This window comes from Shewanella corallii, assembly GCF_023349125.1.
In the GTDB taxonomy this organism is placed as follows: Bacteria; Pseudomonadota; Gammaproteobacteria; order Enterobacterales; family Shewanellaceae; genus Shewanella; species Shewanella corallii.
The window spans coordinates 155,934-182,724 of the sequence record NZ_JAKIKT010000002.1; the positions used below are offsets into that span (position 1 = coordinate 155,934).

Consider the following 26,791-nt stretch of genomic DNA (forward strand, 5'->3'; position numbering starts at 1 on the left):
CAGGTATTCAGTGCGGACATTTGGTATTGTCTGACCTGTCGGGGCTGGCTACACTGCCCCCGCACCATTGGCACAAGCAGCAATCGGAACACTATGACACAGCAAGCAAGGCAGCAACAAGTCGCCCCCTTCTCTGACCGCATCATTGAGTGGTACGGGCAACATGGCAGAAAACATCTGCCCTGGCAGCAAGATAAAACGCTGTATCGGGTGTGGATTTCAGAGATCATGTTGCAGCAAACCCAGGTTGCGACGGTTATCCCTTACTATCAAAAGTTTATGACCAGATTTCCGGACGTGGTCAGCCTTGCCGATGCCGATACTGACGAGGTGCTTCATCACTGGACCGGCCTGGGTTACTACGCCCGGGCCCGTAACCTGCACAAAGCCGCACAAAAAATACGTGACGAGTTCAATGGCGTGTTCCCCGGTGATTTTGAACAGGTGCTGGCTTTGCCCGGCATAGGCCGCTCTACCGCAGGCGCAGTGTTATCTCTGTCGTTGGGACAGCATCACCCGATTCTGGACGGCAATGTGAAGCGTGTATTGGCCCGTCATGGTGCGATTGCCGGATGGCCCGGCGAGAAGGCCGTAGAAACCCGCCTGTGGGAGTTAACCGGCCAATACACTCCTGCTGCCGGGGTTCAACAATATAACCAGGCCATGATGGATATAGGGGCGAGCATTTGCACCCGCAGCAAACCCAGGTGTGAACTGTGTCCGGTCGCAACAGATTGCAGCGCCCAGCGTCAGGGGCGGCAAACCGAGTTTCCCGGTAAAAAGCCGAAGAAACAGATCCCGGCGAAAAACGCATTTATGCTGATCGTTCAATCCGGCGATACCGTGCTGCTCAACAAGCGGCCCCCTGCGGGCATCTGGGGCGGACTTTGGTGTTTCCCTCAATTTGATACTCAATCAGATATGCAGGCATATATAGAGGCGCAAGGCTTCACCACAGAGCCAATTGAGTTAGATGCTTTCCGCCATACCTTCAGTCACTACCATCTGGATATCAGTGCCTGGCATATCTCTGCCAATACCGCAGTCGAGTCTCAAATCATGGAATCCGGCAAGAGTCTCTGGTATAACCTTCGTCAACCCGAAAAAGTGGGTCTGGCCGCAGCAACCGAACGCTTGTTGACCGGACTTTCAGCAGGAAACTAAAGGAGTAACCATGGCTCGTACCGTAAACTGCGCCTATCTGAAAAAAGAAGCAGAAGGCCTGGATTTTCAACTTTATCCAGGAGAGCTGGGCAAGCGCATTTTTGACAGCATCAGCAAAGAAGCCTGGGCACTGTGGCAACAAAAGCAGACCATGCTGATCAACGAAAAGAAGCTCAACATGATGAATGTTGATGACCGCAAGCTGCTGGAAGAGCAGATGGAAGCTTTCCTGTTTAAAGGACAGGATGTTGAAATTGAAGGCTATGTGCCTCCAAGCGAAGATTAATTCAACTTCGATCATGATACTTAAGGGCGCCGCGTGCGCCCTTTTTGTTCGCTTGAGTGCAAATATTGAACGGTCAGACTTTTACCGGGAAAAATCACTTGCGAACCTGATCTCTAACTCGCTAAGATACGCCCACTTCGAAACGGCAACACCGATTCTGAAGTAGCAGACTGACACTCAGTTCAGTTGCCCGAATAGCTCAGTTGGTAGAGCAGCGGATTGAAAATCCGCGTGTCCCTGGTTCGATTCCGGGTTCGGGCACCACAATTAAGCCGGCATAGCTCAGTTGGTAGAGCAACTGACTTGTAATCAGTAGGTCCCGAGTTCGACTCTTGGTGCCGGCACCATAAAAAGCAAAAAAGCTGCCCTTGGGCGGCTTTTTTGCTTTTTATCTATCCGAAACTCCTTTCACTCAGTTTGTCGCAATATCCGGACTACCAGGCATGCCCCTCTCCCGCTTCAGAGCGACCAACGAGCTATCAGCCTTTTACGCATCCAGATCGCGTGCTTATACATCTGGAGCTGTAGAGAGCCAAGCCTTTTCGTTGAGCATAAAAAAACGCCCATTAATACGGGCGTTTTGCTATCCGGGTGATCTTCGGTCCAGAGACCGGATTTACCACTTACGCATCTTATGGCCTTTCACCGCATAAAAGAGGATAAACAGATAACATGGCAGACCGATCCAGTAAGCAAACTGGGTACTGTCAAAATAGTGGGCCATCTTACCAAATGCCAATGGCAGGATTGCGCCACCAGAGATACCCATAATCAGCAGCGCCGAGCCCTGAGCCGTAAATTTGCCCAGACCTTCCAATGCAAGTGGCCATACCGCTGGCCACACCAGTGCATGAGCCAGACCCATGAGGGCTACAAAGGTGACCGCATCCGGGATAACAGGAATACCGGTCCAGCCCCACATCACATCAGCAATCAGAGTGCTTTCAGTAGACGCCGTTGCAGCACCAACAATACACAGTGCACCGGCTACGGCAGACAGCAGCAGCGCAGTTTGCTGGCTCATAAAGCGGGGAATACAGGTCACACCAATCAGATAACCAAATACCATAAACACCATGGTGTAAGAGGTCAGCGAGGCGAAGTTGGCCACGCCAAGGTTCTCACCGAACAAACCAATGGTATCACCGGCGATAACCTCTACCCCAACATAGGCGAACAGGGCAATGGCACCCAATACCACCTGAGGGAACTGCATGATGCTGCCCTTCTTATTGTGCTGGGTTTCCTCTTCTTCGAAGTCCAGCTCGGGCAGAGAGGAAAACTTAACCAGGCCAACCAGGAACAACAACGCGCCAGCCATGTAGACATATGGCATCACCAGGCGTGAAGACAGTTCGGAAATCTGTGCCTGACGCTCTGCTTCACTCAGCGCTGCCAGTGTGTCTGAGTTGAAGTTTTCCAGACCGGACAGCACCAGTGCGGTAAACATAATGGGCACAATAACGCCGGCGCCTTTGTTGATCAGGCCCATAATGGAGATACGCATTGCTGCACTTTCACGGGGGCCGATATGCACAACATAAGGATTGGAGGCGGTTTGCAGAATGGTCAGGCCGGTACCCAGCACAAACAGGGCAACTAGGAATGCCATATAGTTGGCACTTTGCGCCGCCGGGATAAACAGCAGCGAACCAACAACCATGATACCCAGGCCCAGAGCCATGCCATTTTTATAACCGGTACGCCTCAGAATAAATGACATGGGCAACGCCATGACTGTGTAAGCAATGTAGAAGGCAAAGGTAACAAACAAAGCCTGGAATTCATTCAGTTCACAGATAATTTTCAAAAAAGGAATGAGTGAACCGTTCAACCAGGTAACGAAACCGAAGATGAAGAACAACACCCCAATGATGGTCATTGGCAACACGCTGGAACGTGACTGGCCGTCGACTTTACTCGCAACTGTCATTGTCATAGTCCTGCTTCTTATAATAGTAATAATGTGAATTTATTCGGCAGTGCCTGCCGTTCCCTGGCTTCCTCTCAACGGGAGAGACAACCGATTCCGATAGCTTAAGTATCGGGACTTCGACAAGCAGGGCCTGCCGCTCAGGGGTTGTGACATCTTCGCATCTGATGTTTTTTCAGCAAGCCCTGACTTTTGATGTTAATGCAAGGTTTCAAAAAAGACAACGCTGTCATTTTTAAAACACTCTGCTAACAGAGTCGATTTATACCTTGATAAAGATATTGCGTCGGTACATCCACACCAGCAATGCCCATTGTACTGCCAAGAATGCAATAACAGCCAGCAAAGGCTGCCAGGACAGCGTGACTGTGCTGACTATTCCGCCAAACACACTGAGAGAGATATAGTCCCAGTTCACCAGGCTGGACGCCAGATAGATGATGATGGCGTTACAACCGATGACCACAAAGGGCATAGCCAGGCGTCTGAACTGGAGCAGATCCACCAGCACATAAAACAGGGATAACAGCATCAGGCTCCATCCCACCGTCACCAGCACAAAACTGCTGGTCCAAAGCTCTTTGTTTACCGGCAGGACGATATCAGCCCCCCACCCCAACAACAGGCTCAAAGCCCCTGCCCCAGCCATGATACCGGCCTTTTGCCAGCCACTGCGGGCAGACACAATCAAATGACCGGTAAAGACGCCGGCAAGCGCATTCACGATGGCAGGCAGCGTAGACAATATGCCTTCAGGATCAACCGGCCGGTTTTGATAGCTGATCCCGGGCAGCAGGTGCTGGTCTACCCAGGCATTGATTGACACGTCCGCGCCCAGACTCCCTGCTGGCACGCCGGGTAACGGAAGCCAAAGGTGCATGGCGGCATATCCAAGCAATATGCCCAGGGCTATAATGATTTGGGTTCGCAGCGAGGTGTGCCACACAATGATGGCGGCAAAGAACCAGGCAAAGGCGATACGACCCAGTACACTGGCATAGCGAACGGACTCAGGGTCAGCTGGGATGCCCGTGCCCCAGCCGTGGTTGTAAAGCACGCCAAAGGCCAACAGCAGCAACAGACGCTTTACTGCATGCCGGTACTTAGGCATGCGCTGTGACATGGGGAGATGATCAAGACGTTTGGGTGACAGCCCCAGTGCGACACCGGAGAGGAAAATAAACAGAGGGAAAATAAGGTCGTAAAAGGTAAAGCCATGCCACTGGGTATGTTTCATCTGGGCGTCGGCTGCCATCCAGCCAGACCAGGCAGTCAGAGCAAACAGCGCGGCAAACAGCTTTTCGCCGCCCAGAATCCAGAACATATCAAACCCACGCAGTGCATCCAGCGACATCAGCCTGGGCGGTTTTGTCCGGTTTGATTCACTGACCAGCGACCCGGGCGGGGCTTCCTTGCTGAGTTCCGGCATGACGCCTCCTATTATTATTCTTGTTTTATCAGCACGTTAAAATACACGCTCTCCGCGGATAAAGCTTGCGCTGTTGCTCAGAGATTCATCCAGTAATGCCAGGTCTGCGCGATACCCTGCGGCAATACGGCCAATCTGCTTGTCCAGTCCCAGATACTGAGCCGGGTACAAAGAGGCCATACGCAGTGCTTCTTCAAGACTTTGCTGCAGGTCATTCACGGTATTGCGCACAGCGCTCGCCATATCCAGTACACAGCCCGCCAACTCACCGGTAACTGCGTTCAATCTGTCACCCTGGCGAACCACTTCGGTGCCAAACAACTCAAAGCTTTCACCCTCTGGCATCCCCACCGGCGGCATGGCATCTGTCACCAGCATCATCTTGCCTCTGGGTTTGGCCTTAATCGCAATGCGGGCGGCAGCACTGTGAACATGGTGGCCATCAACAATCAGGCCACACCAGGTGCGCTCATCATCAATGGCGGCCCCGACCACACCAGGCTCTCTGGAGGTCAGCGGCGACATGGCATTATACAGATGGGTAAAACCTGAGGCCCCGGCATCAATGGCAGCTATCACAGTGTCGTAATCTGCGTTGGTATGGCCAAGACACACTTTTACACCGGCATCTACCAATGCGCTGATCACATCCGGGGAGACATTTTCGGGGGCCAGGGTCACGACTTTCACACCGAGATCCTGACGGCTGAATATCGCCAGTTCAGCATCACTGATCCTGCGAATATGCCCCTGAGGATGTACACCTTTCTTGGGCACAGACAGATGTGGGCCTTCAAAGTGAACACCCAGCACACCGGCGCTGCCGGCTGCCAACGCGTCGGCTACGGCATCCGCGGCCCTGGCCATCACCTCAGCATCATCAGTGATCAAGGTTGGCAGGTAGCCGGTCGTCCCATAGACGGCATGTGCCTTGCCTATGGCCTCGATACCAGCTCTGTCGGTCTGACTGTTGAACAGCACACCACCGCCACCATTAACCTGTACATCAACAAAACCAGGGACCAAAGTGCCGCTGACGCGCTGTTCGGCAAAACGACTTTCACCATCCAGCGCCAGCACATGACCTTCTTCAATATTCACAGGGACAGAGCCAAGGAATTGCTCACCATCAAATACATTGTCTGCTATCAGGGTATATTTCATGCCATCTATTCCTGTTCTGTCGCTGCTACTCTTGTTATTGATTTTATTGGATTACAGGGTCTGTGTGACTTTCTTCAGCCCTTTCGGGTTATCCGGGTCAATGCCACGGGCCACTGCCACAGCGGCAACATCAATGTAGAAACGTTGCAGCAGTGCCAGAGGTGCCACACGCGGGTGTATTTCTGCGGCGGTTTGATTAAGGTGAATCATATCAGCGCCACGACCGGCAACATTCTCAATTTGCTCGATATGGCTGGCATAGGACTCATCCGCCACACAGGCGTCAATCACTGTCAGCTTGCTTTCCACCAGAGTTACAGGTCCATGGAGGAATTCTGCACTGGAGAAAGCCTCAGCATGAATGCCGCATACCTCTTTCATCTTGAGTGCCAGCTCTTTGGAAATGGCATACCCCAGACCACGGCCAAGCACCACCAGGTTGCGAACATCACCCAGAGCTTCAGCAGTCAGTTGTGGCTGCGCATCGACGGCAGTCTGCAAAGAAGCGGGCAGCTGATCCAACGCTTGCTTGAGACTGTCACTCTCAGTCCAGTATGCAGCCAGCTGCAACAGAGCTGACAGAGTTGCCAGGTAGCTCTTGGTAGCGGCAACAGCTTTCTCTTCACCGGCTTTCAGTGGCAGCACCACATCCACAATATCTTTGATTGGTGCGGACTCATCATTCACCAGAGCAACACAATAAGCACCGGCATCTTTTGCCATTTTTGCCTGAGCCAGGATGTCAGGGCTACGACCAGACTGGGAGATAACAATCACCAGACCATCGTTGAGACGCAAAGACTTGCCATAGACACTGGCAACAGATGGCGCAGCAGCGAAAGTAGGAACACCCGCTTCAATTTCAAACAGATACTTGGCGAAAACACCTGCATGGTCGGAAGAACCGCGACCGACAATCATCACAAACTTAGGGTCGAGCTCACGCAGAGCATGGCCCAATTGTTCGGCTTTGGCTGCGTTCTGGGTCAGTTGCTCGGCAATTTTTTCAGGAGCGCTGCGCGCTTCCAGTTCCATAATAGTATTGGTCATTTCTTCACCTTAAACTCTGGCAATTTCAGTGTCTGTCATCATGACTGTGTTTGGCAAACAGGGCTGCACCCACTTCAGGCGGTGCCAGCGTAGGGGCTAATGCCTCTGCGATATCTTTATCCAGCCAGGGCTGCAGTGGCTCGGCAAGGCCGCCAATCATTGAGAATCTGGGAGGATTAACCGCCAGCAGGGCCCGGGCCATTTGACTTATGTATTCAGCGCCCTCAGTGACAATATTCAGCGCTACCTTGTCTCCGGCCGCTGCGCACTCGAGCACAGATCTGGCGAGAGTGGCATAAACTGAAGAGGACTTACCGGCCAGCTTTTCCACTATGGCAGTGGTATCACTGGCCTCAAACTGGGCCATCAACACAGGCGTGAGCTGTGTTTCCGGTGCGAACCCATCCAGGCTCAGCAGCACATGTTCTGCGGCCTTCAGCCCAAGCCATGCACCACTGCCCTTATCCCCCAGAGCGAAGCCATGACCGCCAAGGCACAGGGTTTCATCACCCACGTGGGCATATCCGCATGAACCCGTACCGGTAATAATAACGGCGCCATCTTCCCCTTCATGGGCACCTATACAAGCGGTGTGCAAATCCGACGTCAGGTACATCGCCTTGAAAGGGTGCTGCCAGGCCGCCATCTTCTCAAACAGGCTGGGTACATTTACGCCTGCCAAGCCGGCACCGGCGATCAGCTCTGCGGCATCCTCTGGCTTGAGATTGGCATCGGCCAACGCCAGCTGTACTGACTCTTCAATAGATTGGAACGCCTGCTCCAGGCCATGCAATGGGTTGGCCCGTCCGGCAACCCCGGTTCCCAACAGAACCAGATCTTCCGTGTAAATACTGGCCCGGCACTTACTGCCGCCGCCGTCGATGCCGATATAAGTCGGCTTACATGCTGTCTGGCTTGCCCCCATGAAATTCCTCTTCGGGTTTGCTTTTTTGTTATTGGCTCTGACGGCGTCAAGGTCTTCCTTTCGCCGCGGCGCTCCCGCAATGGGAATGGCTTTAAGCCATACCCAGCCCTTTAGATATCCTGATTAAGCATGTTACCGAAAAAATGACAGCGTTGTCATTAATAATTTTAACCTAACGTTAATATTTGACCACAACAACAGCAACAATGACTTTGGAGGCAAAAAAGCCCATCCAGAGATGGGCTTTTATCTTCAATACTCAGTAGCACGGCTTGGCTATTGCTGGCCTACCCAGACTGCACGACTCCGGCGCTTATTGTCCGGAGCTACAGAACGAACGGCCACAGGCAAGCTGACCTCGGCGCCGGGAGTATAGACCTGCCACTCCCCTTCCCCGCTGCGATATTCAACTTGCAGGCCGGGGAAAATGGTGTTGGCAAACAGCTTCCCTTCCCTGACTACAGCCCCAGGTGTAGGCAATCGATACTCGACTCCGGCGATATCCAGCTTTGCCAGCTCCTTTTGTCCCAGAATATTGGCAACGCGCTGCCAGTCCCGGGCCTGCGCTGAGCGCATTTCAGGGGTAAAGTAACCTGAGGATTGGTTATAAACAGCGCCCTGATGACGATAAGGTACTTCCCAGGAAGCCTTATGCCAGGCCCGTTCAGCCAGCATCAGCGTCCGTGGGAACAACATGTAATCAACCATCTGGTCGCTGCGCACCGTCTCACTCCACAGCTGTCCCTGCATGCCGATAAAGCCTTTGCCTTTGGCGATAGGTGCGGACACCACATTGCCCTTGTCATCCTTCTTCAAGGTGTCGTCGGCCTCATAAGGGAGGTCTTCAAGATCTGTCCACTGCTCAGCATTGGCTGGCAGATTATCCGGCATAAAGTTGAATATCCGCTGGCTGTTATTGCGGCGCTGAGCCCAGTAGTAGCCATGCTCTTTGGGTGTTGCCTCATAAGGGAAGTCAAAGTAAAGCACATCAGGCGATGACAGCACGGCATCCCAGCCATAGTTAACCTGCTTATGGGCGTTCTTATGACCACCACTGGCCAGAGTGTCCCACAAGTGAGTTTGAGATTCAGCAGGCATCTTCTCTACCCGGGTATGGCCCATACCATCGCTCCAGCCCGCGACTTCAATGCCTTTTTGCTCGAGTATATGGCTGATGCGCTCAATGAAGTAAGGACCGAGCTCATCCATGGAAGTCACGCCCTGATCGTTATTGGCGACGAAAGCTTCGCAGGCGGGAGACTTCACCCAGGCACCGGCAGTTTCATCGGCACCAATGTGGTAAAGCTCAAGGGGCAATCCAGCCTGTTTGTGCAATGCAGCAATCTCATCAATCACCTTGTCGATAAACACAAAGGTGGATTCCATGCATACGTTTAAGGTGTTGTCATCGTAATACTGGATGGATGAGTATTGGGTCTTGTCTTCAAAGTCAGTAAGCAGATACTGACGGGCAAGCTCTTCTTTACCTTGCTCCATGAAGGTGTGGTATCTGGCCTCCATCGCCTTGACTGCGGCTCTGCTGTGGCCCGGCATATCCATTGATGGGATAACCCGGATCTGTCTTGCTGCGGCATATTGCAGCAGTTCGACATAATCCTGCTTACTGTAGTAGCCATTCACATCGACGTCCGCTTCAGGACCACTGCCCAGCTGCGGCAACAGACAGCTTCTTTCCTGCAGATCATGACAACGCTTGCTGCCAATATCAGTCAACTCTGGTAGGCCGTCGATTTCAAGACGCCAACCTTCGTCATCTCCCATGTGCAGATGCAACTGATTCAACTTATAGGCGTGCATCTGATCCAGCAGCTTGAGCATTTGCTGCTTGTCATGGAAATTACGTGATACATCGATATGCAGGCCACGATAGGCGTACCTGGGGCTGTCTTCGACTGTCACCACCGCTACAGTCTTGTTCGAGGTATCCAGCAATGATGCCAGGGATACCAGAGCATGGTTAAAGCCTTTGCCACCGGCAGCTTCAATTTTAATGCCGTCCTGACCGGTCACCAATCGATAGCTTTCATCCTCAAGCCCTTTATCAACTGACAGGGAGACTGGCAGGCCACCGTCTGCGGCCGGAACACCAAGCACAGAGAGGCGCAGCAGCGCAGCGTCTGCTGCCAGCTTATCAGCCTGAGTCGCACTGCTGTCCCAATTCAAAGAGATACCGGCAGACATATCGACAGGGGCCGCTCCTGCGGCAACAAAAATGGAAGATGGCGAGGGAATAATACCAGGCGCTACGGCAGCAGACTCAAGTGCAGTTTGCTCGTTGGCAGTGTAGATGTCGCCGGCGTCTGACCACTTCAACTTGTCAGACTCCCGGCGCAGATATTGCTCAGCACGCTCAAAAGGAAGGACATGAGGGCGGACTTCCATACCCGTGTCAGCATCAACATGGAGTTTGGTGCTGGCAATCACAACCGGAGAAAGCTCACCGGATGTCAGATAATAATTGGGCATACCATCAGACTCAGACAGCTGCCACAAGTCACCGACAAACGGAATGCTGATCTGCTGACCTGCTTTAAAGCCCTGGAATTTTTCAGTTGGGGATAGTCGATACAGATCCCCTTTGACATGAGTAATGGTGAACTGCTCGGAGTCGACTTTGAGTACGGGTCTCATCTGGCTGAAATAGATAGACCAGTCTGAAGCTGAGAAGTCTTCGGGGTGGGTCAGATGAATTGCCGCTTTGAAGCATCTGTCTTTACCTTCGCCACAGTGAGTCCCCGGCACATTGGTGATGACTTCATACTTAACATCCAGTTGTTGTCCCAGAGAATCAAGCACAGTCTGGGTCATCCCCTGCGCCAGGACAGACTGGTTAGCAGCATCCTTGTCAGAGCAGGCCGTCAATCCCAGTACCAAGAGCGCGGCAGCGAGTTGGGTCCGTTTCATCTTCATCCCTCTTATTATCGTTATCTTTCCATTACCTTTGATAACTATATTAGTTTCAGCGAGTTAATTAAGGCTTAATCCGATGGGCGACACTCAGGAAGATACACTGGCATCCAACTCGAAGAAACGTCAGCACGCTGACAGGGGGAAGGCCAGTCCGGATACTATCTTACCGGATAAAAAAATGGCTGGAATCCCAAAGGACCCAGCCCATCATAGTTTCTGGGGAGAGACTATAAATTACAAATCGCATGTCGCCCGACCGTCATCGATTTGTAAAACTACACATGAATAAGAGACCTCTCCTTATCCATGCAGACCTTACAAGACTAGGTTGTCACACAAGCAAATGACAACGCTGTCATTTGCAATCTACACAAACCCGGCAAAAAGATCCACACCATTAACATATATTTTTCATTTATTTGTAAATTCAAGGCATAAAAAAACCGGCTGGCGCCGGTTTTTTACCTACAACGGATATCAGCCCTGAGCTTCAGTACGAGCCAGACGGTTAATCTGTCCCAGAGATGTCAGGTGGCTGAAGATAGGTGCCAACAAACCACGCTTACGCAGGTCGTTAAACTGCTCTTCGCTAAGGTCATTCAGTTTGGCTTCGTTAATCAGGTAGATACCATTGATGTTGCGCTTCTCGCCGTTCACTTCAACAGTCAGAGTCTGTGGGATAAACAGATCCAGCTCTGCCAGTGACTTAACCAATGCACGGCTGGCCTGATCCTGTTGGTAATGATCAATCAGGGCTTTCTTACGGGCGGCCAGATACTCTGTCTCTTCGGTGCCATTGAACAGAGCTTCACCCTCTTCCTTGGTGACCGCAGAGCTTTCTTCACGGATGCCGATCCAAACACGCTCTTTATCATCTGGGTTCAGTACCAGACCCAGAGGGTAATCGCGTACTACGTGAGGCAGATACAATGCCTGCCAGGCGCCATCTTTTACCATCAGGTTCTGCCCAGGCTTCAGGCCCAGCATAGCTACTGACTGGAACTCACCCGTTTCGCTGTTTTTGACGAACACTACCGGGAAATCGATAGCGGCGCGACCAATCTCATGCAGCGTCACAGGCACAATATGCTGATCTGCCAGATGGCTGAAATCCACCTTGCCGATTTTCAGGTCGCCATGTTTGTTGCTGTCAAGCAGAGTAATAGGCTGCGTCATAACTCTCTCCATTCGTTATCGTTATTGTTACCGAAGAACTCCATGCCCCGGTCGAACAAGTCTGTTTTAAGATACAGGGCATCAATCTACACCAAAAATGTTTACAAATCCCAGCCTCTTGGCAAAGTTAAATGAATCTGCTGAATAAATAGGCTATTTGGGAGCAAATCCTATCTCTAAAATAATGCATGTTCTTGGCAAATCGTTAAGATGCGGGGTCGTACCATGAAGAATGCAAGCATCATGACATACCAGTCTACCGGCTTTAGCCTGAATCAGGTGGGTTTTATCAGCCGGGTATTCGCAGATACTGCCAGCCCTCATTACCTCGCTGTTATCGTCAATAAATACTAAGTCTGCGCTATTTTCAGGAACCTGAGTGTAAAAGATGGCTACCATATGGGGTATATTCCACCCCGGAGCAGCATGGCGATGAGCTACAGCATCACAGCCTTTTGTCATGCGGTTTACCCAGGTCCGATGAAACTTCATTTTTTTAATATCGCGGGTCTTATCAAGCCCGAAGTCAGCTGCGGCATACAACACATTGGTCAATAGCCAACGTCCCAGTGGGTCCTGGGTAAAGTTCAAAATTTTTGGAATATTCAGCTTGTCGCTGAGATGCACTGTCGATAACGCCCTGCCACCTTTGGCATCAGGGACATTGTTTTGCTCAGAAACTTGAGGCAAAGCAAGCAATTGCTCAAGAGTTTCATCCCATCTCGCACATCCCGGATAGGTTTCAAACTCAGGGAAATCAAATACAGCAATATTTGCGCCTTTGAACGCCTCACCCATGGCCAAACTCCTTTTCGTAATGGAGTTTGAGTTTCTCTAACCACTCCTTATGACCAAGCAAAAACTGTGGAGCTTTCTTTACAATCTCTGTGTTATTTCTCATTAGTGACTCACTTTGCTCCAGCTGTTGCGGTAACAGCAAGGGCACTTTGGTCACATACTTCATGCCATACAATACGTATAAAAAGTTCTTTTCATTGAATAAGTCAAACTGAGAAAAGAAATCCGTTTGCTGAGGGTGGATAGACTTAAATTTAGCCAGCCTTGATGTTAGCTCTGAAGACCAGGTTTTTGGATCTCTGTTACGCTCCCAAAAATCCGAGTCTGTGCGGTCAGATAAACAGTAATGAAGTTTGATGAAATCAATCACCCTCTCCCAGACATAGCAACCGACCTGATTAAAGTAATCCCTGTGAGGTGGTACCTCTTGCTTGCTCTCAGGTATCGTACGCGCAAGCAGTTCAGCGCAAAAATCAGTTACCAGTATCGATGTCGCTTCCAACGGCTCAACAAAACCCTGAGCCAAACCAAGTGCGACACAGTTTCCTTGCCAAAACTTTTCACGGTAACCAATTGCCATGTCGATGCGCCTTGGATTAAAGCCATCCGGAGATATCCCCAGGTAATCGGCATACAGGCTCAAGGCTTCCTGCTCACTCATGTCCTGACTGGAGTAAACAAAACCAGTGCCTCTTCTCGTCGTTAATGGGATATCCCAAATCCATCCGGCTTTGTGAGCAGTTGCAGTGGTGTAAGGATTGAGTTGTTGCCCGTCACAGAGAGGCACTTGTTGAACCAGTGCTTTATCGGTAAAGAGTTGTGAAGACTTGTCTAAAAATGGGACACCTAGCACTTTACTCAGCAGCACTGAGTGAAAACCACTGCAGTCAACATAGAAGTCGAATTCGTGTTCATTACCTTGCTCATCAAACAGGCACTGGATGTTACCGTCCTCATCAACACGCCCATCGACAATAGTGGCATTCACCTGGCAAACACCAAACCGCTTAATCGCATTACGACTCAGTAAATCAGCAAACTTTTTTGCATCAAAGTGATAGGCATAAGCCAGGTCTCCCTGATACTCAGGTTGGCTAATTCTCTTTGGAGCAAAGCCAGCCTCGGCAATTCGGGCTTGAATACCCACATCGCCAAAGTCTCGTTCACCTGCCTTGGTAAGCCAGAAAGGTGTGATGTCGAAGCCCCCGGGATAGGGCGAGTCAAATGGATGATAATAGAAGTTGTCCCCATGAGTTTCAGGACACAGCCATTGTGCGAACTTAATTCCCTGTTTAAAAGTCGCATCACAGCTGACGAGGAGTTCCGCTTCAGAGATCCCAAATCGTTGTAACCCCTTGGTAATATATGGGACGGTTCCCTCTCCCACGCCTATTGTAGGGATGTTCTCAGACTCAATAACTGTGATTTCACAATCAGGATCAGCACTCAACTGCGCGCCAAGGTGATTAGCTGCGATCCACCCCGCAGTACCGCCCCCTAATATCGCGATTTTCTTAATTTCCATATTCAACTCCCACGAATAAAAAAACCCAGCGCTAACTGGGTTTTTTATCATAAAGTTCTATCACTTAGAAAATCAGGCTAGCACCCAGTTTATAGGTGGTCTCACCTTTAAATGACCAAGTTGGGAAGTCATCCTGCAGTGCTGGCTTAACATCAGTACCGACACCGGCCGCACCATACTGAACATCATCTTCGCCGGTCAGGTTAACCATTTCCAGGCTCAGAGCGATGTTTTCAGTGACGTTCCAACCCAGAGTAACATCCAAAGTACCGAAGTCATCGTGCATGCGGTTACCATAGTACTTACCGTATTCACGGATCATGTACTCACTACGCCAGTTATATGCCGCACGGGCAGAGAAATCGTCGTTCTCCCAGTAACCGACCAGGTTAGTGGTGTGACGTGATGCCTCAGTGAACAGGCCAATGTTATCGGTATAAACTTCCGCAGGAGCAGTGCCATCTGTATAGGTGTAGTTTGCGTTAACACCGAAGCCATTGTCCCAGGCATGGTTCAACTGCAATTCGATACCATCGATAGAACCACCACCGGCATTCTGGTAACGGTTTACAGTCCAGTCGTCGGCACCAATATCTTCGTTGATTACACCAATCTGTTGGTTAAACTCAGTGGTCGCCACAATGAAGTTACTGATGTCTTTGATAAAGTAGGTCGCAGACAGCAGGTTACCGTCGCCATAGTAGTACTCAAGGCTCACGTCAGCCTGAGAAGACTTCATTGGCAGCAGTGCTGGGTTACCATAAGTAATCTCTTCGTTGCCTACGCGGTCATCTGGATAACCGGAAGAAGTAGACAGGAACAGGTTGTCGTAATTTGGACGGGTAATAGCCTGTCCAGCAGACATTCTCAGGATCAGATCTGTGTCCAGGTCAAATGCAATGTTGATGCTTGGCAGCACGTCATCATAGCTGTCTTTAATACTCTGAGTAGCTGTGCTCCAACCGGCATTCAGGCCCAGGTTGTCAGCAGGTGAGTTATCAATTACGTGACCGGTAGAGGTAACAGAAGTGTGGATATAGCGTACACCGAAGTTACCGCGGAAGCCTTCGCCAGCAAAGGTAAACATACCGTATGCGCTGAAGTTATCTTCTTCAATCATGCCATAGGCAGGACGGCTATAAACAAACTCATCAACCAGAGAATTGGTAGCATTGATCATCGCGTCCAGGTTTGCTTTTGGAATAGTCCACTCATCATAACCCAGCTTCATAGTACCGCTGTACAGATCTGCAGTATTGAAAGAGTTGGTCAGCGTAGGATCATATACCGCACGATACTCAGCTTTTTCAAAAGTATGCTCGGTGTAACGAAGACCGGTTTCAAACTGGTTGATAACGCCCATGTCCAGATCGAAGTCCAGATCAATCTGCCCATAGGTTTCTTCATCTGAGTTTGGTCCCTGAATACCGGTCCAGGTAGAGGTACCTACTGTGGTATCCAGATCTTCAACGCCAAAGCTCATATCGCGGCCGTTGATATCGATCTGCTTTCCGGTTGCATCTACAGTACCGGCCCACTGGATATTGTGGAAACGGTCACCCCACCAGCCGTAACCGAAGTTGGCTGTCATTTGGGTACCGCCCTCTGCCTGAGTGTGGCCAGCAGTGAATTTGGCATTCCAAGTGTCAGCTTGATAAGCAGCGTTGAACTCAAAGGTGTCAGAAGTCATCTCACCTGTACGCGCCCAATTCTGGAAGAAAACACGTGATGGGTCACTTTCTGGCGTTACGCTCACAGTACAAACACCCGCGTCATTGAACTGCTGGCAGTTGGACTCACCCTCACCCCAATCGGTATCGGTATTGATGTACATGTTGGCACCAATGCTATCTGCACCCAATTTCAATGACAGGTACTGAGCGTCAAATTCCCAGTTGTCATTAGGGCGGAACTGAACCGTAGCATTGTATGCAGTGCGTTGCTGATCCTGTAAAAAGCTTGATGGCTGAATAGAAGAACGACCACCCCAATCCAAATCTGCTTCAGTACCTACACGCAGATACTCACGATCCAGATGAGCGGCAGAAACAAGAACACCAAATGTTTCATCCTCATTCTTCCAGCTGTACAAGCCGGACAACTCAGGAGAAACTTCTTCACTGATTGAGCCGTATTCGCCATTTACTGACATAAACAGTGAATTGGCATCCATATCAAGAGGTTTACGGGTTTCAACTATTACAGTACCACCGATACCGCCCTCTACCAGATTGGCCTGAGTAGACTTGTATACCTTGATATCACCTACCAGCTCGGAAGGAAGCATGGAGTAGTTGAACGAACGGTCAATGTTCATCTGGTCATACCAACCAGTTGATGCCACATTCTGGCCATTCAGCGTTGTCAACGTCATCAGTGGGTCAGTACCACGAATAGACACTGAGCTACCCTGACCAAATGCACGGCCAACGGTTACACCAGGAATTCGTGCCAAGGCCTGACCGATATCTGAGTCAGGGAACTTACCAATATCTTCCGCAGTTACAGCATCAACTACTGCATCTGAAAAACGTTTGTCATTGATATTGGCTTTGTTGGAAGCGCGGATCCCGCGTACTTCAATTTTCTCAATATCGTCGGCTTTTTGGGTAGAAGTCTCTGCGGCTACAGAATGCAAAGATACAGCGCCGCCAAGCAGCACTGCAATGTTCGTCGCCAGTACAGATTTTCTAAAGGTTGATGGTCGCATCTCGTTTCCCTTCTTCAGCTTTATTATCTTTTTTTATCCATAACCATTCCCTTGGGAATGACAACGCTGTCATGTCTGTCGATAAACATTACACAAAAATTAACGCCAAGACCACAACAAAATAACCAGCGCGCGAATTTTAACGGCAAACCCATTCACATTTAAACAACCAGGAGGCAAACTTAATCTTTGTAAACAATATGTTGCAAGCAGAATTGCTAAATGCCATTACTCCCGAGATCCCCCCGAATTGACTGACATCACACATTTTTTCTGTCACAAGGATTTGTTTTTAAGCCAAAATAAGCACACTATTTAGCGGGCTGTTGTCATCAGCAAGCTGAATATTTGTGTTAACACTATGGGGAAATGGATTTAACAAATGAAAGTCACCATACATGATGTCGCCAAGTATGCAGGCGTCTCCATCAAGACAGTTTCCCGTGTTACCAACAAAGAGCCTTCGGTTAAGCAAGCGACGGTAGATAAGGTTAATGCAGCTATCAAAGCCCTTAACTACCAACCCAATCAATCCGCCCGCAGCCTTGCAGCAACCAAGTCCTATGTAATTGGTTTTGTTTACGATAACCCCAATGCCTACTATGTCATTGATATGCAAAACGGCATTCTGTCAGCTTGCCGGGAACAAGGCTATGAGCTGCTAATCCACCCCTGCGATGCAACAGATGGGGCGATCAGCGATAAGTTGATTGAGTTGGTAAGGCAAGCAAGACTGGCAGGCTTGGTCCTCACCCCGCCCCTTTCTGAAGACCCTAAAGTGCTCGAGGCGCTGGACTCCATAGACGCAAATTATGTCCGCATTATTGCGGGCGCCGAGGGCTCCAACACTTCTGGACTGAGTGTTCTTGTGGACGACCGCAGTGGTGCAGTTCAGATTACTGATCACCTATTGTCACTGGGACACAGGGACATCGCCTTTTTAACCGGAGAGATGAGCCACCAATCCACGCTTGAACGCCTGGCAGGCTATCAACAAGCAATGTCAGCCAAAGGTGTCTCTATACCGCAGGATTATATCCTCGAAGGCAAGTACTCTTTTGAATCCGGTGTAACAGGAGCCAAGCGTTTGCTCGAACTGGAAAACAGACCATCTGCTATTGTCGCCTGTAACGATGAAATAGCGGCGGGAGTCTTGGTGGCAGCCCGACTCGTAGGTGTTGATGTTCCGGGAGAGTTATCGATAGTGGGATTTGAGGACAGTCCATTTTCACGCCAAACCTGGCCTAAATTAACCACTGTGCACCAACCCAATGAAGAGATTGCCAAAGTCGCGACCCGAGTGTTGATAGCAACCAGACAACAACAGAAAGCTCCCCGTGCCACGGTGTTTGTGCCAGAAGCCGTCGTCAGAGACTCAAGCTCAGGTTATGGCGGTTAAACAAGGTTTAATGAGCTTATCCTTCCACCGGGGTTAAACTGAGGTTTACGTTTCCGAACCCATCGGTCACCACCATGCCCCAAAAGAGTATTCTGCTTCTTGCCTGCTGCACATTAAACCTGATGTGCAGTGACTATAGTTACGCTGACGAATTTGAACGCGACTTTATGCCCTCCAGGGATCAGTTTGAGCTCAGCGCTTACCAAGGCAATTACTTTCTTCCCTGGTACTACACTTCAGATCCCAATCAAGCTTACTACGCACCACAAAATCCCAATGGCGGTGATATCAGCAAAACCAATTTTCAGTTTCAGGTAAGCCTGAAATATGGATTGGCATCCAACCTGCTGTCAGATAACGATGGTATTTACTTCAGCTACACCCAGGTAGCCAACTGGCAGGCTTACGATAGTTCAGCCTATTTCCGGGACACTCAGTATCAGCCTGAACTCTTCTGGGTATTTTTAAATGAGGTTGACCAAAACAATTGGCATTGGCGACATAGCCGGGTCGGGTTTATGCATCAGTCCAATGGTAAAGGTGGCGATGATGAACGCAGCTGGAACCGTTTTTACTTGGATTTTCAGTTTGGTAAGGATCAACTGACTGTCAATCTACGCCCCTGGATACGAACTGACGTCCATGGCAGCAGGGATTACAACCCAGACATTGAAGACTACCTGGGCTACGGCGATATTCAACTTCAATGGAAGCCGGGAAGGCACACTATCAAATTAACCTTAAGAAACCAGATGGAGAGCAGTTTCTCCAAAGGTTACGAGGAGCTCAGTTGGCAGTTTCCCATCTATAAAAAGCTTCATGGATATGTAAAGCTGCAGTCCGGTTACGGCCTGACTATTTCAGACTATGACTCTTATGACAACGCCATAGGAATAGGCATTGCGCTTTAGTCAGCAAGAAACAGAAAAGGCATCCTTATGGATGCCTTGTTGAGTGGGTAAAAGTGATTACACCGCCTCTTCGTTTTCCTCTCCGGTACGGATTCTGATCACTCTTTCAATGTCGGTGACAAAGATTTTGCCATCACCAATCTTACCGGTACGGGCAGTTTCCACTATCACTTCCAGCGCCTGATCCAGCAACTCATCCTGAATCACCAGTTCAATCTTCACCTTTGGCAGAAAGTCGACCATATATTCGGCACCACGATACAGCTCAGTATGTCCTTTTTGGCGGCCAAACCCCTTAACCTCGGACACTGTCATGCCGGTGATACCAATGTCAGCCAATGCTTCACGCACATCATCCAATTTAAACGGCTTGATAATGGCCTCAACCTTCTTCATTAACCACTCCTGGAATAATCGTATCTTTGGGGAACAACGTCTTAGCTTAGCACGGGCTGAGTTATTTGATAAATCTCCAGCTGCATTTATCCACTCTCTGAGCACACTGCTAGACTTAAATAAATACTGGTAATTTCCATCTGGTCATCAAAGGATATGTATGGCCTGGTTTGCAAAGGACTGAGCATGTCAAACCGTAAAGGGTTCTCGCTGATTGAGCTGATTGTCACATTGCTGGTTGCCTCCATCCTGGTGACAGTAGCCATGCCAAATCTAACCAAAACCTATGACTTCTATCGTGCAGATAGCAACATCAGCAAAATTAAATCTTTTTTGATGACAGCCAGGACCCAGGCGATCAGCTATGGGGTCCGCATAACGGTCTGCCCGCTTGAAGGCAGCAGTTGCAGTAGTGACTGGTCCAAAGGAATGAGTATGTTTGTCGACTCCGGTTCCAGCAATGTCCTTGATGGCGATGATCAGGTTCTGCAAGTCATACACGCCTTTGATGCCTCTGACACTCTAGTGTACAGTCGCAATGCCGTTAGATTCCTCCCCACAGGATTAGCCTCCGGTACCAACGGCACATTCAAGTACTGCCCCTCTTCAACCGACAGTCAAGAGTCTGTCGGACTGGTCGTCAATAATGATGGTCGAGTCCGCGACAGCACATCGTCAATCACTTGTCAGTAGACCTTGATTAGTCAGGGAATTGGCAGCTGAAATCCGTGGCAATAGTCGATATACTGGCCCGATTGGACTCACACACCGGGACAGTGAAGAATGGACAGGAAGGCTCAGGGATTCACCCTCGTGGAACTGCTTATTGCATTGACTATTTTGGTCATACTGGTCTCTGTAGGCATTCCATCCATGAAAAGCAGCTACGAACATATCCGCGCTGACAATGGAATCAGGGACATTCAGCAGGGATTGACCTTTGCCCGCAGCTACGCAATCAGCTACGGCGCATCTGTGTCCATTTGTGCCAATAACAATGGTACATGTGGCTCTGATTGGAAAAATGGCTATCTAATCTATGTGTCAGATACCGCAGGTACCATGCTTCAGGGAGAAAGCGGTAATGACGGTATCTTGAAAGTTCATGAAGGTTTTGATGATGGTGACTTTGTGAAATACTCGGGTGGGAACAGGGTCATTTTCAACTCTTCAGGCTTAGTGTCTTCACCAAATACACAAACAAATTTTGTTTATTGCCCGGGTAGTAAAAGCTCCTCCATGTCGCTTACAAGTGAGTTGTTACTTAGTGGCAAAAGCCGGTTGGACGAATCCACACTCGGCAATTGCAACTGAGTTCCGCCACTTACCTGGCGGTCACTTTATCCAACGCCTGAGCTTCAGCTGAGGTGAAATCTTCGTCCAGCCTTACACACTCGCCCACCTCTTTAATGTAAGGTGTCGGCTTGTCCTTACTATAAGTTTGAGTACCCACAAGTTTTGCCATCAAAATAGCCTTCTGATTGTCCTTCCAGCGATAAAAACCAATTTGATAACCTCGGGTTGTTTCCAAATAACATTTATAGTCGCTGGCTTTATTATCTGCAGCAGCCTGCACACCAAAGGTACCGCTGGAGAACAGAGCAGCCAAACATATCCCTACTATTTTAGTCTTCATTACCAACACTCCGGTTTGTTCTTGGCGCCTGTTGACATCAACGTCAGCGGCGTACAATCCGCGTCACGTGACGCCTGAGCCCCCAATGCTGTCGCAGTCAACGTAAAACTATCGCCACTTACAGTTGCATCAATGCTGTAATGCTCCCTTTCGGTTTTAAAGGGATCCGCTGCCAATCCAAGCTTTGTCATATCAGCGGTATAAGCGCGAAAATCGAGATAATACTGCTCTTGCAGGTTAGCGATACGCATCAGCTCAGATAACGCTTCTGACCTCGCTCCTTCAGCCACGTAGCGGGTGTAAGAGGGATAGGCAATTGACGCCAGTATCCCAACTATCACTACCACTATCATCAGCTCAATCAGGGTAAATCCTTTACTCTTCCTTAATTCACGCATCCAATGCACCTTTCACTACTCCTCAATGTGATAGTAAATCCGATTAGCGCCGAGACCGCCACCCACACACTTGTTATCGCCATCTGCGCATCCTTTAACGGACTCCAGAGGTTCCATCTGTGCAGCAGCCTTACCTATACCGATAAGATACATATAGCTGGGGTTGTCACCATTGGGAGGTACAACAAGTTGTGGCGTATCCGGCACCCGCTCACCTACTTCCAAATATTCATGGCTATAGGTGCGTGTCCCCTTATGTAAATCAAAAGCATACAACCTTCCCTGCCCCTCGACCAGACATGCATTAACGTCTGATGAATCACCGGGAACATAAGAGGTAAAGTAGACTTTGCCCTGAACAATTGTCGCGCCGGCAAGCGACTTTTCGCCTGTTCCTTTAAATCCATAGTACCAACCCCGTTTTTGCCCAAACAGGATATTGGCTGCCTGATCATTGGCTGCCGGGGCATTCTGAGTGACATCATAAAGATTGGATACAAACAAGGGCGCAGGTATCGGGTTATCCGGAGTCCCTGTAAAAGAGCGGGTAACGACGTTCCGGTCCTGAAGCGCAAAGAACATATCATTGCGGCTTTTGTTTGAGGGATTTGGACGTAAGCCAGTTCCTACAACCACTGCATCATAAGGCACATTTTGATAGCTCTTGGTCGTGGTCGTGTTTCCCCCTTGCGTGACTTTGACCTGACTGATATTGGTAAAGACGGTTTGAGCGACAGCAGGTTCAGAGAAGAATCGCCTGTCAGATGCTTCATTAGTATTGCTGCCCAGGGCTGCGAATTTAAAAGCAGTCCAGGGTTTTTCACTACTCGACGGATATGCGCCAGGCATATCAATACGCCACACGTTACCACCTGTATCTGTCGCATAAAGCCTGTCAGTCAGGTGATCACTATTACTATCCAATACCGCAACGGAGTTAGGAATACTGTCAGTCAATCCATTCATATAAGTATTGGCTGCTGAAGTGCCAAACGAGTGGACCAATGAGCCGGTTTCAGCATCCAAAACAAAAACTCCGCGCCCCATGGTATCTGCGCCGCCTAAGTTTGCAGTGTCTTTCGTCGATGGGGAGTAGCCGCCACCAAATATCAAAACGGGTTTTGCAGTTTTCGCATCCGTATTCCCTGCGGGCCAGCCGGGAATCAAGGTGACAACCGGTTCTGCCCAGGTTTGTCCCAACTCAGCCATACCTGTACTGTCTGGATCGACTTTCCACATTAATGTTGGCGCATCGGGATTAGTAATGTCGAAAGCATAGTAAGACTTGCCTCCCCGCCTCATTCCTACGAACAACCAGGCTTTCTCAACTCCGCTTGCTCCGGTTTTCACGTAAGCCACCGGCGAACTGTCCATCCCATAGACAGAGTGAACCCCGGTGGGGACATTGGCCTTTAACTCAGCGATGTTTGGTAACAGCTCATAGGGTAAAAATGCCCAGGACTCACTAACCGAATCGTCTTCATCTCTAAACATATGAAGGAAGCCATGATTCGTTCCCACTACAACCCTGATATCTGGAGAGCTGGATGTACCAAAGTTGATGGCCAGAGGTTTTGAGTGCAGAGGGTCACCTATAATATCGCCTCGTTTCTCCGTCGTATTTGAGTTTTGATTATCGTCGTCAACATCTATTCCAGTTAACCAGGAGAAATGACTGGATAACTGACTTTCTGCGACGCCCATATAAGTCGCCAGATCCGCATTGGAGCCCGCAGCAGCAGAGGCATTACTCAGAGTCAAATTGGACAAACTACCGCCGGAGCCCAGGTTAGAGTATATTTTCCGGTTTTGTTGCGACATCAGGGCTTCAGACGCCCCGCCAATTTTCACATCATTGCCATCACCACCATCAGGGGCGCTACTACAGGTTGAAGATTTGGTCCAGTAGGAACAGGCTGACGACTTGAGGTTACCATCATCACCGATTGCGGGATTACCGTTAGCGTCGACAATGTTGCCGCTGCCAGTCACTTTGAATTTTTTAAGATTGCCACGCCACCTCGGCCCTTTATTCGGCAAGAACATAGCGTAATAAACTGCATCAAAAGTCAAAGTACGGTCGAAGTTATTACTGGCAATTGAAGGGGACGTAAAGCTGGCGTTAACCTCCAGAATCTCGGTAAATACTTGCTGAAGGGCTGACTGTAAGTCGCTGGCATTTTTTGCGGGGAAGTATTTACCGCCGCCTTTTTCCGCCGCCTTGGTTAACAAAGGGGCCGCACTGTCAGCACCATCACTGAAGCCAATAGTGAAGGTACTGACGTTCTGCTCTTCACTCATACTGTCGTTGACATCATGGGTATTCATCCACTCAGCCAGACTAGCAAGGTAATTGGATTTATACGCAGTCTGATCAGCTCCTGGTAAATCTCTTACATACTGATCAACATGACGATCCTGAGTCGGTGCTCCATCGGTAATCAGTACAACATAAGCTCGGTTTTGACAGGGCTTAAACGGAGATTTATAAACACCACTATTAATCACACTTTCATCTTTGGGCGGGGTGTTTCCCTTATACCAAGACCCGTAGCTACTGTCCCCATCGCCATAGAACACGCTCTTGCCAGCATAATAACGATAGGCTTCATATAGGGTTTCACAAAGCGGAGTGTTGGTTTCAGCAGGCAATGAGTCGATGGTATTCAGGAGGCTCACCCGGTTTACGTCGGTCTGCTCTTTAATACCAGCGATAATTCTGCCCCCGTCCCGGTAACCTTCCCGGGGGTAATTCAAATTGAAAATAGCCAAGCCAAAATCAACCCCAGGGGTCGTGACTATGGTGTCTTCCATCACGCGCTTAGCGATTGAGAGACGGGTTTTATAACTGGAGTTTTTACTGTTGTGATACCACTGTATGTAGTTATCTGTGTAGAGGGTCACCGGACGACCGGTACCGAAACCTGTCAAATACGCCCTGTCTTCAGCGACATTAATGTCTGACTGAGGAGAGCTGGAATTAACCTCAGTGTATCTGATAGGTGTGGCGGCCGTCCCCAACCCGTCAACAGGAAGCCCATCGGAAAAGCTTGAGCCGTTATCGAAATTAAGGCTGTTGATATCTTCGAAGCAATCAATTACGGAAACCGACGGAGAACCATCCGCAGGGAGCTCTTTCCAAGCACCGGACTGACCGGTAAAGCCATACTCCCTGATAAACCCCGTATACATGCCATAGTCATCCAAATACTTTTTAGATGTGGCACAGGCATTCACAGCCTGACTAAAACTCCGGCCATCGCCTATGACGGGCATATTCTCGCTGGAGTGGGTGTAGTACAACGTTGTTGTATCTGTGACGTTGTCGTTTCTTGGATAAAAATCTTCAACATACTCGTTTGTCCTCATACTTCCCGAGTTGTCGAAGATTATAAGAACCTGTGGTCTGGCTCCTGTTCGGGAACTCGACTCCAACACATAAAGCTCAGTATCATCGGCAAAACTGCCACCGACGAAACACGCAGAGGCAATCATACCCCCTGCTAGATATCGTCTGAAAAACATAACTTTAGCTTCCTGTTAAAACCTCTTGTTCTACTCCGGTAACCACGCTCAAACGTCCCAAATTGTCGCGGCCAAATTTCGCCTCGGTGGTAATTTCCATCCGACGGCAACTAATCAAATTGGTACTACTGGCATCTGCACTTCGCTGGCAGTTAACATCGCCAAATTCGCTCGGCGCAATCACGCTGCTGGCATTGGGGAAGGTGGCATCTGCTGGCACGGGAATATTGTTATCAATATTTGCCATATTGCTCCCCTGGTTATTATTTATCGCCCTAGCCTGTGCGCCCTGCGCTGCGGCCAGCGCCTCAACCCGCTCTGAACCCGCCCCCGCCATTCTCAGGCTCTGGCTTGAATTCACCGCCAATGCAACGCCAATAACTGTCATCATCAGCAATACAATCAAAGAGAAAAACAGCACTACACCTTGTTGTTTTTTCATGATATCCAGACCTAATTTCGTATCAACACAGGGTTTTCCAGCACTATGGTTGATGCAACCACTTTACGGCGGAAGTTGTCATTAAAAGGGTCAAGCGTTTGGTCACCCAATTGATATACAGACTCATTGGTATAACCGGGATCCGGCTCAATAGAGCGGATAAGCAAAAACACTCTCAGGGCAACCAGACGCTGGAAAAGTTCGTTGTCCCACATCAATGTCGTGACATTCTGCGAAGGCATATATGTGTCTGCAGTATCATCGCCATCATTGTCAAAGCCATAAAGGATCTGCATGTTCTCAACCCCTTCAACCAACTGCTCATCATTCGATGACCCCATTCCGGCATTCACAGTCAATACACGGCGGCGTAGTGAGGGAACACCATTATCATCGTTCCTGAGGTAGTAGACATGGTGCTGATACTCCCAGAACCTGCCATTCTCCAGCGCCGGAGCACCTTGATCACCGGTGAAGATAACTGCCTGATTAGCAGTGGTGCCTATGTAATACCGATTGGTATTCAGCGCAGGTGGGTCACCGGCATCAGGACCCAGCAAACGTTTAATCTGAATAACATCTGTACCAGCGAGCACACCGGTCAAACAAGCCAGCGAGTTGCCATCACCCTGCTGATATCCCCAAAGGCGTCTAAAGTGCGCTGCAGTGGTGTTCGGCAAAGTTGCATTATTGACCCCAGCACCAACACAATCGTTGGCAGGAGCCGCAGCATCTAACTGAGTATTGCCACCGGGAATAAGCTCTGTCCCAGTGATATCCCCGAAAAAACCTAACTGGCTAAGATCAGGTTCCATCAACGCAAGTGCTATCCGACCATTTTCCTGTAACTGGTTAAACTGACTGGTGGTGGTAACATTGCCCGAAGACATGCTGAACATGGTAAATACACCCAGGGTCAGGAACAGGCCTATGACCATGGCTACCATCAATTCAACCAATGACAATCCCTGTTGATACTTGCTCACTTGCATT

At 49.6% G+C, this 26,791-nt stretch carries 22 protein-coding genes and 2 tRNA genes; 8 read left to right on the plus strand and 16 right to left on the minus strand.

Features of this window, described 5'->3' with window-relative positions; all coding sequences use genetic code 11:
* The first annotated feature begins 93 nt into the window (after positions 1–93).
* From mutY to L2725_RS05985, 4 genes are all read left to right on the plus strand, one after another.
* A complete protein-coding gene (mutY, locus tag L2725_RS05970) occupies positions 94–1,164 on the plus strand; it encodes an A/G-specific adenine glycosylase (RefSeq protein WP_249248132.1) in 1,071 nt (356 codons plus the stop codon).
* A gap of 10 nt (positions 1,165–1,174) precedes the next feature.
* Positions 1,175–1,450, plus strand: coding sequence for an oxidative damage protection protein (locus L2725_RS05975; protein WP_249248133.1), 276 nt, complete (start codon positions 1,175–1,177; stop codon positions 1,448–1,450).
* 188 nt (positions 1,451–1,638) lie between these two features.
* Positions 1,639–1,714: transfer RNA gene (locus L2725_RS05980), tRNA-Phe, on the plus strand.
* Positions 1,715–1,721: 7 nt separating this feature from the next.
* Positions 1,722–1,797, plus strand: a tRNA-Thr gene (locus L2725_RS05985).
* Positions 1,798–2,066: 269 nt separating this feature from the next.
* Here L2725_RS05985 and L2725_RS05990 read toward each other — a convergent pair.
* The 10 genes from L2725_RS05990 to L2725_RS06035 form a co-directional block, all read right to left on the minus strand.
* The gene (locus tag L2725_RS05990; protein WP_428985272.1) at positions 2,067–3,389 is read right to left on the minus strand and encodes a sugar MFS transporter; all 1,323 of its coding nucleotides are present in this window, start codon (positions 3,387–3,389) and stop codon (positions 2,067–2,069) included.
* Between the two features lie 256 nt (positions 3,390–3,645).
* Positions 3,646–4,812: a transmembrane glucosamine N-acetyltransferase NagX gene (gene nagX, locus L2725_RS05995; protein WP_428985273.1), complete on the minus strand. Its 1,167-nt coding sequence runs from the start codon at positions 4,810–4,812 to the stop codon at positions 3,646–3,648.
* Between the two features lie 36 nt (positions 4,813–4,848).
* Positions 4,849–5,976 carry an N-acetylglucosamine-6-phosphate deacetylase gene (nagA, locus tag L2725_RS06000; RefSeq protein WP_249248135.1) on the minus strand — a complete coding sequence of 376 codons (1,128 nt, stop codon included), beginning with the start codon at positions 5,974–5,976 and terminating at the stop codon, positions 4,849–4,851.
* 51 nt (positions 5,977–6,027) lie between these two features.
* Positions 6,028–7,026 (minus strand): glucosamine-6-phosphate deaminase NagB-II, encoded by a 999-nt coding sequence (nagB-II, locus tag L2725_RS06005; RefSeq protein ID WP_249248136.1) that lies wholly within the window; start codon positions 7,024–7,026, stop codon positions 6,028–6,030.
* A gap of 25 nt (positions 7,027–7,051) precedes the next feature.
* Positions 7,052–7,951 carry an N-acetylglucosamine kinase gene (gene nagK, locus L2725_RS06010; protein WP_249248137.1) on the minus strand — a complete coding sequence of 300 codons (900 nt, stop codon included), beginning with the start codon at positions 7,949–7,951 and terminating at the stop codon, positions 7,052–7,054.
* A 276-nt stretch (positions 7,952–8,227) separates the two neighbouring features.
* Positions 8,228–10,876, minus strand: coding sequence for a family 20 glycosylhydrolase (locus L2725_RS06015; protein ID WP_249248138.1), 2,649 nt, complete (start codon positions 10,874–10,876; stop codon positions 8,228–8,230).
* A 483-nt stretch (positions 10,877–11,359) separates the two neighbouring features.
* Positions 11,360–12,058 (minus strand): SapC family protein, encoded by a 699-nt coding sequence (locus tag L2725_RS06020; protein WP_248935021.1) that lies wholly within the window; start codon positions 12,056–12,058, stop codon positions 11,360–11,362.
* Between the two features lie 153 nt (positions 12,059–12,211).
* A complete protein-coding gene (locus tag L2725_RS06025; protein WP_249248139.1) occupies positions 12,212–12,856 on the minus strand; it encodes a putative 2OG-Fe(II) oxygenase in 645 nt (214 codons plus the stop codon).
* On the minus strand, positions 12,849–14,432 hold the full coding sequence (locus L2725_RS06030) for a tryptophan halogenase family protein (RefSeq protein WP_346429384.1): 1,584 nt from the start codon (positions 14,430–14,432) through the stop codon (positions 12,849–12,851). The genes L2725_RS06025 and L2725_RS06030 overlap by 8 nt, the downstream gene beginning before the upstream one ends.
* A 13-nt stretch (positions 14,433–14,445) precedes the next feature.
* Positions 14,446–17,091 (minus strand): TonB-dependent receptor, encoded by a 2,646-nt coding sequence (locus tag L2725_RS06035; RefSeq protein ID WP_249248140.1) that lies wholly within the window; start codon positions 17,089–17,091, stop codon positions 14,446–14,448.
* Positions 17,092–17,473: 382 nt separating this feature from the next.
* Between L2725_RS06035 and L2725_RS06040 the strand changes: the two genes are divergently transcribed.
* Complete coding sequence (locus L2725_RS06040; RefSeq protein ID WP_249248142.1) at positions 17,474–18,490, plus strand: LacI family DNA-binding transcriptional regulator; 1,017 nt, start codon at positions 17,474–17,476, stop codon at positions 18,488–18,490.
* A gap of 74 nt (positions 18,491–18,564) precedes the next feature.
* Positions 18,565–19,401 (plus strand): phospholipase A, encoded by an 837-nt coding sequence (locus L2725_RS06045; protein WP_249248143.1) that lies wholly within the window; start codon positions 18,565–18,567, stop codon positions 19,399–19,401.
* Between the two features lie 57 nt (positions 19,402–19,458).
* On the opposite strand, the gene glnB is transcribed toward L2725_RS06045, so the two are convergent.
* Positions 19,459–19,797 (minus strand): nitrogen regulatory protein P-II, encoded by a 339-nt coding sequence (gene glnB, locus L2725_RS06050; RefSeq protein ID WP_115135727.1) that lies wholly within the window; start codon positions 19,795–19,797, stop codon positions 19,459–19,461.
* 186 nt (positions 19,798–19,983) lie between these two features.
* Between glnB and L2725_RS06055 the strand changes: the two genes are divergently transcribed.
* Entirely contained in the window at positions 19,984–20,490 is a 507-nt protein-coding gene (locus L2725_RS06055; protein WP_249248144.1) for a GspH/FimT family pseudopilin, read from the plus strand.
* Between the two features lie 90 nt (positions 20,491–20,580).
* Positions 20,581–21,111: a GspH/FimT family pseudopilin gene (locus L2725_RS06060; RefSeq protein ID WP_283164215.1), complete on the plus strand. Its 531-nt coding sequence runs from the start codon at positions 20,581–20,583 to the stop codon at positions 21,109–21,111.
* 10 nt (positions 21,112–21,121) lie between these two features.
* Here the strand turns inward: L2725_RS06060 and L2725_RS06065 are convergent, their stop codons facing one another.
* Genes L2725_RS06065 through L2725_RS06085 form a run of 5 tightly spaced genes read right to left on the minus strand, consistent with a single transcriptional unit; the run spans position 21,122 to position 26,790 of the window.
* On the minus strand, positions 21,122–21,433 hold the full coding sequence (locus L2725_RS06065) for a TapY2 family type IVa secretion system protein (protein WP_249248146.1): 312 nt from the start codon (positions 21,431–21,433) through the stop codon (positions 21,122–21,124).
* Complete coding sequence (locus L2725_RS06070) at positions 21,433–21,831, minus strand: type IV pilin protein (protein ID WP_249248147.1); 399 nt, start codon at positions 21,829–21,831, stop codon at positions 21,433–21,435. Before L2725_RS06070 ends, L2725_RS06065 begins: the two co-directional genes overlap by 1 nt.
* Positions 21,832–21,846: 15 nt before the next feature.
* Positions 21,847–25,356: a pilus assembly protein gene (locus tag L2725_RS06075; RefSeq protein ID WP_428985274.1), complete on the minus strand. Its 3,510-nt coding sequence runs from the start codon at positions 25,354–25,356 to the stop codon at positions 21,847–21,849.
* Between the two features lie 4 nt (positions 25,357–25,360).
* Positions 25,361–25,798 carry a pilus assembly PilX family protein gene (locus tag L2725_RS06080; RefSeq protein ID WP_115135731.1) on the minus strand — a complete coding sequence of 146 codons (438 nt, stop codon included), beginning with the start codon at positions 25,796–25,798 and terminating at the stop codon, positions 25,361–25,363.
* Between the two features lie 11 nt (positions 25,799–25,809).
* Positions 25,810–26,790: a PilW family protein gene (locus tag L2725_RS06085; RefSeq protein ID WP_249248149.1), complete on the minus strand. Its 981-nt coding sequence runs from the start codon at positions 26,788–26,790 to the stop codon at positions 25,810–25,812.
* Position 26,791 lies beyond the last annotated feature (1 nt).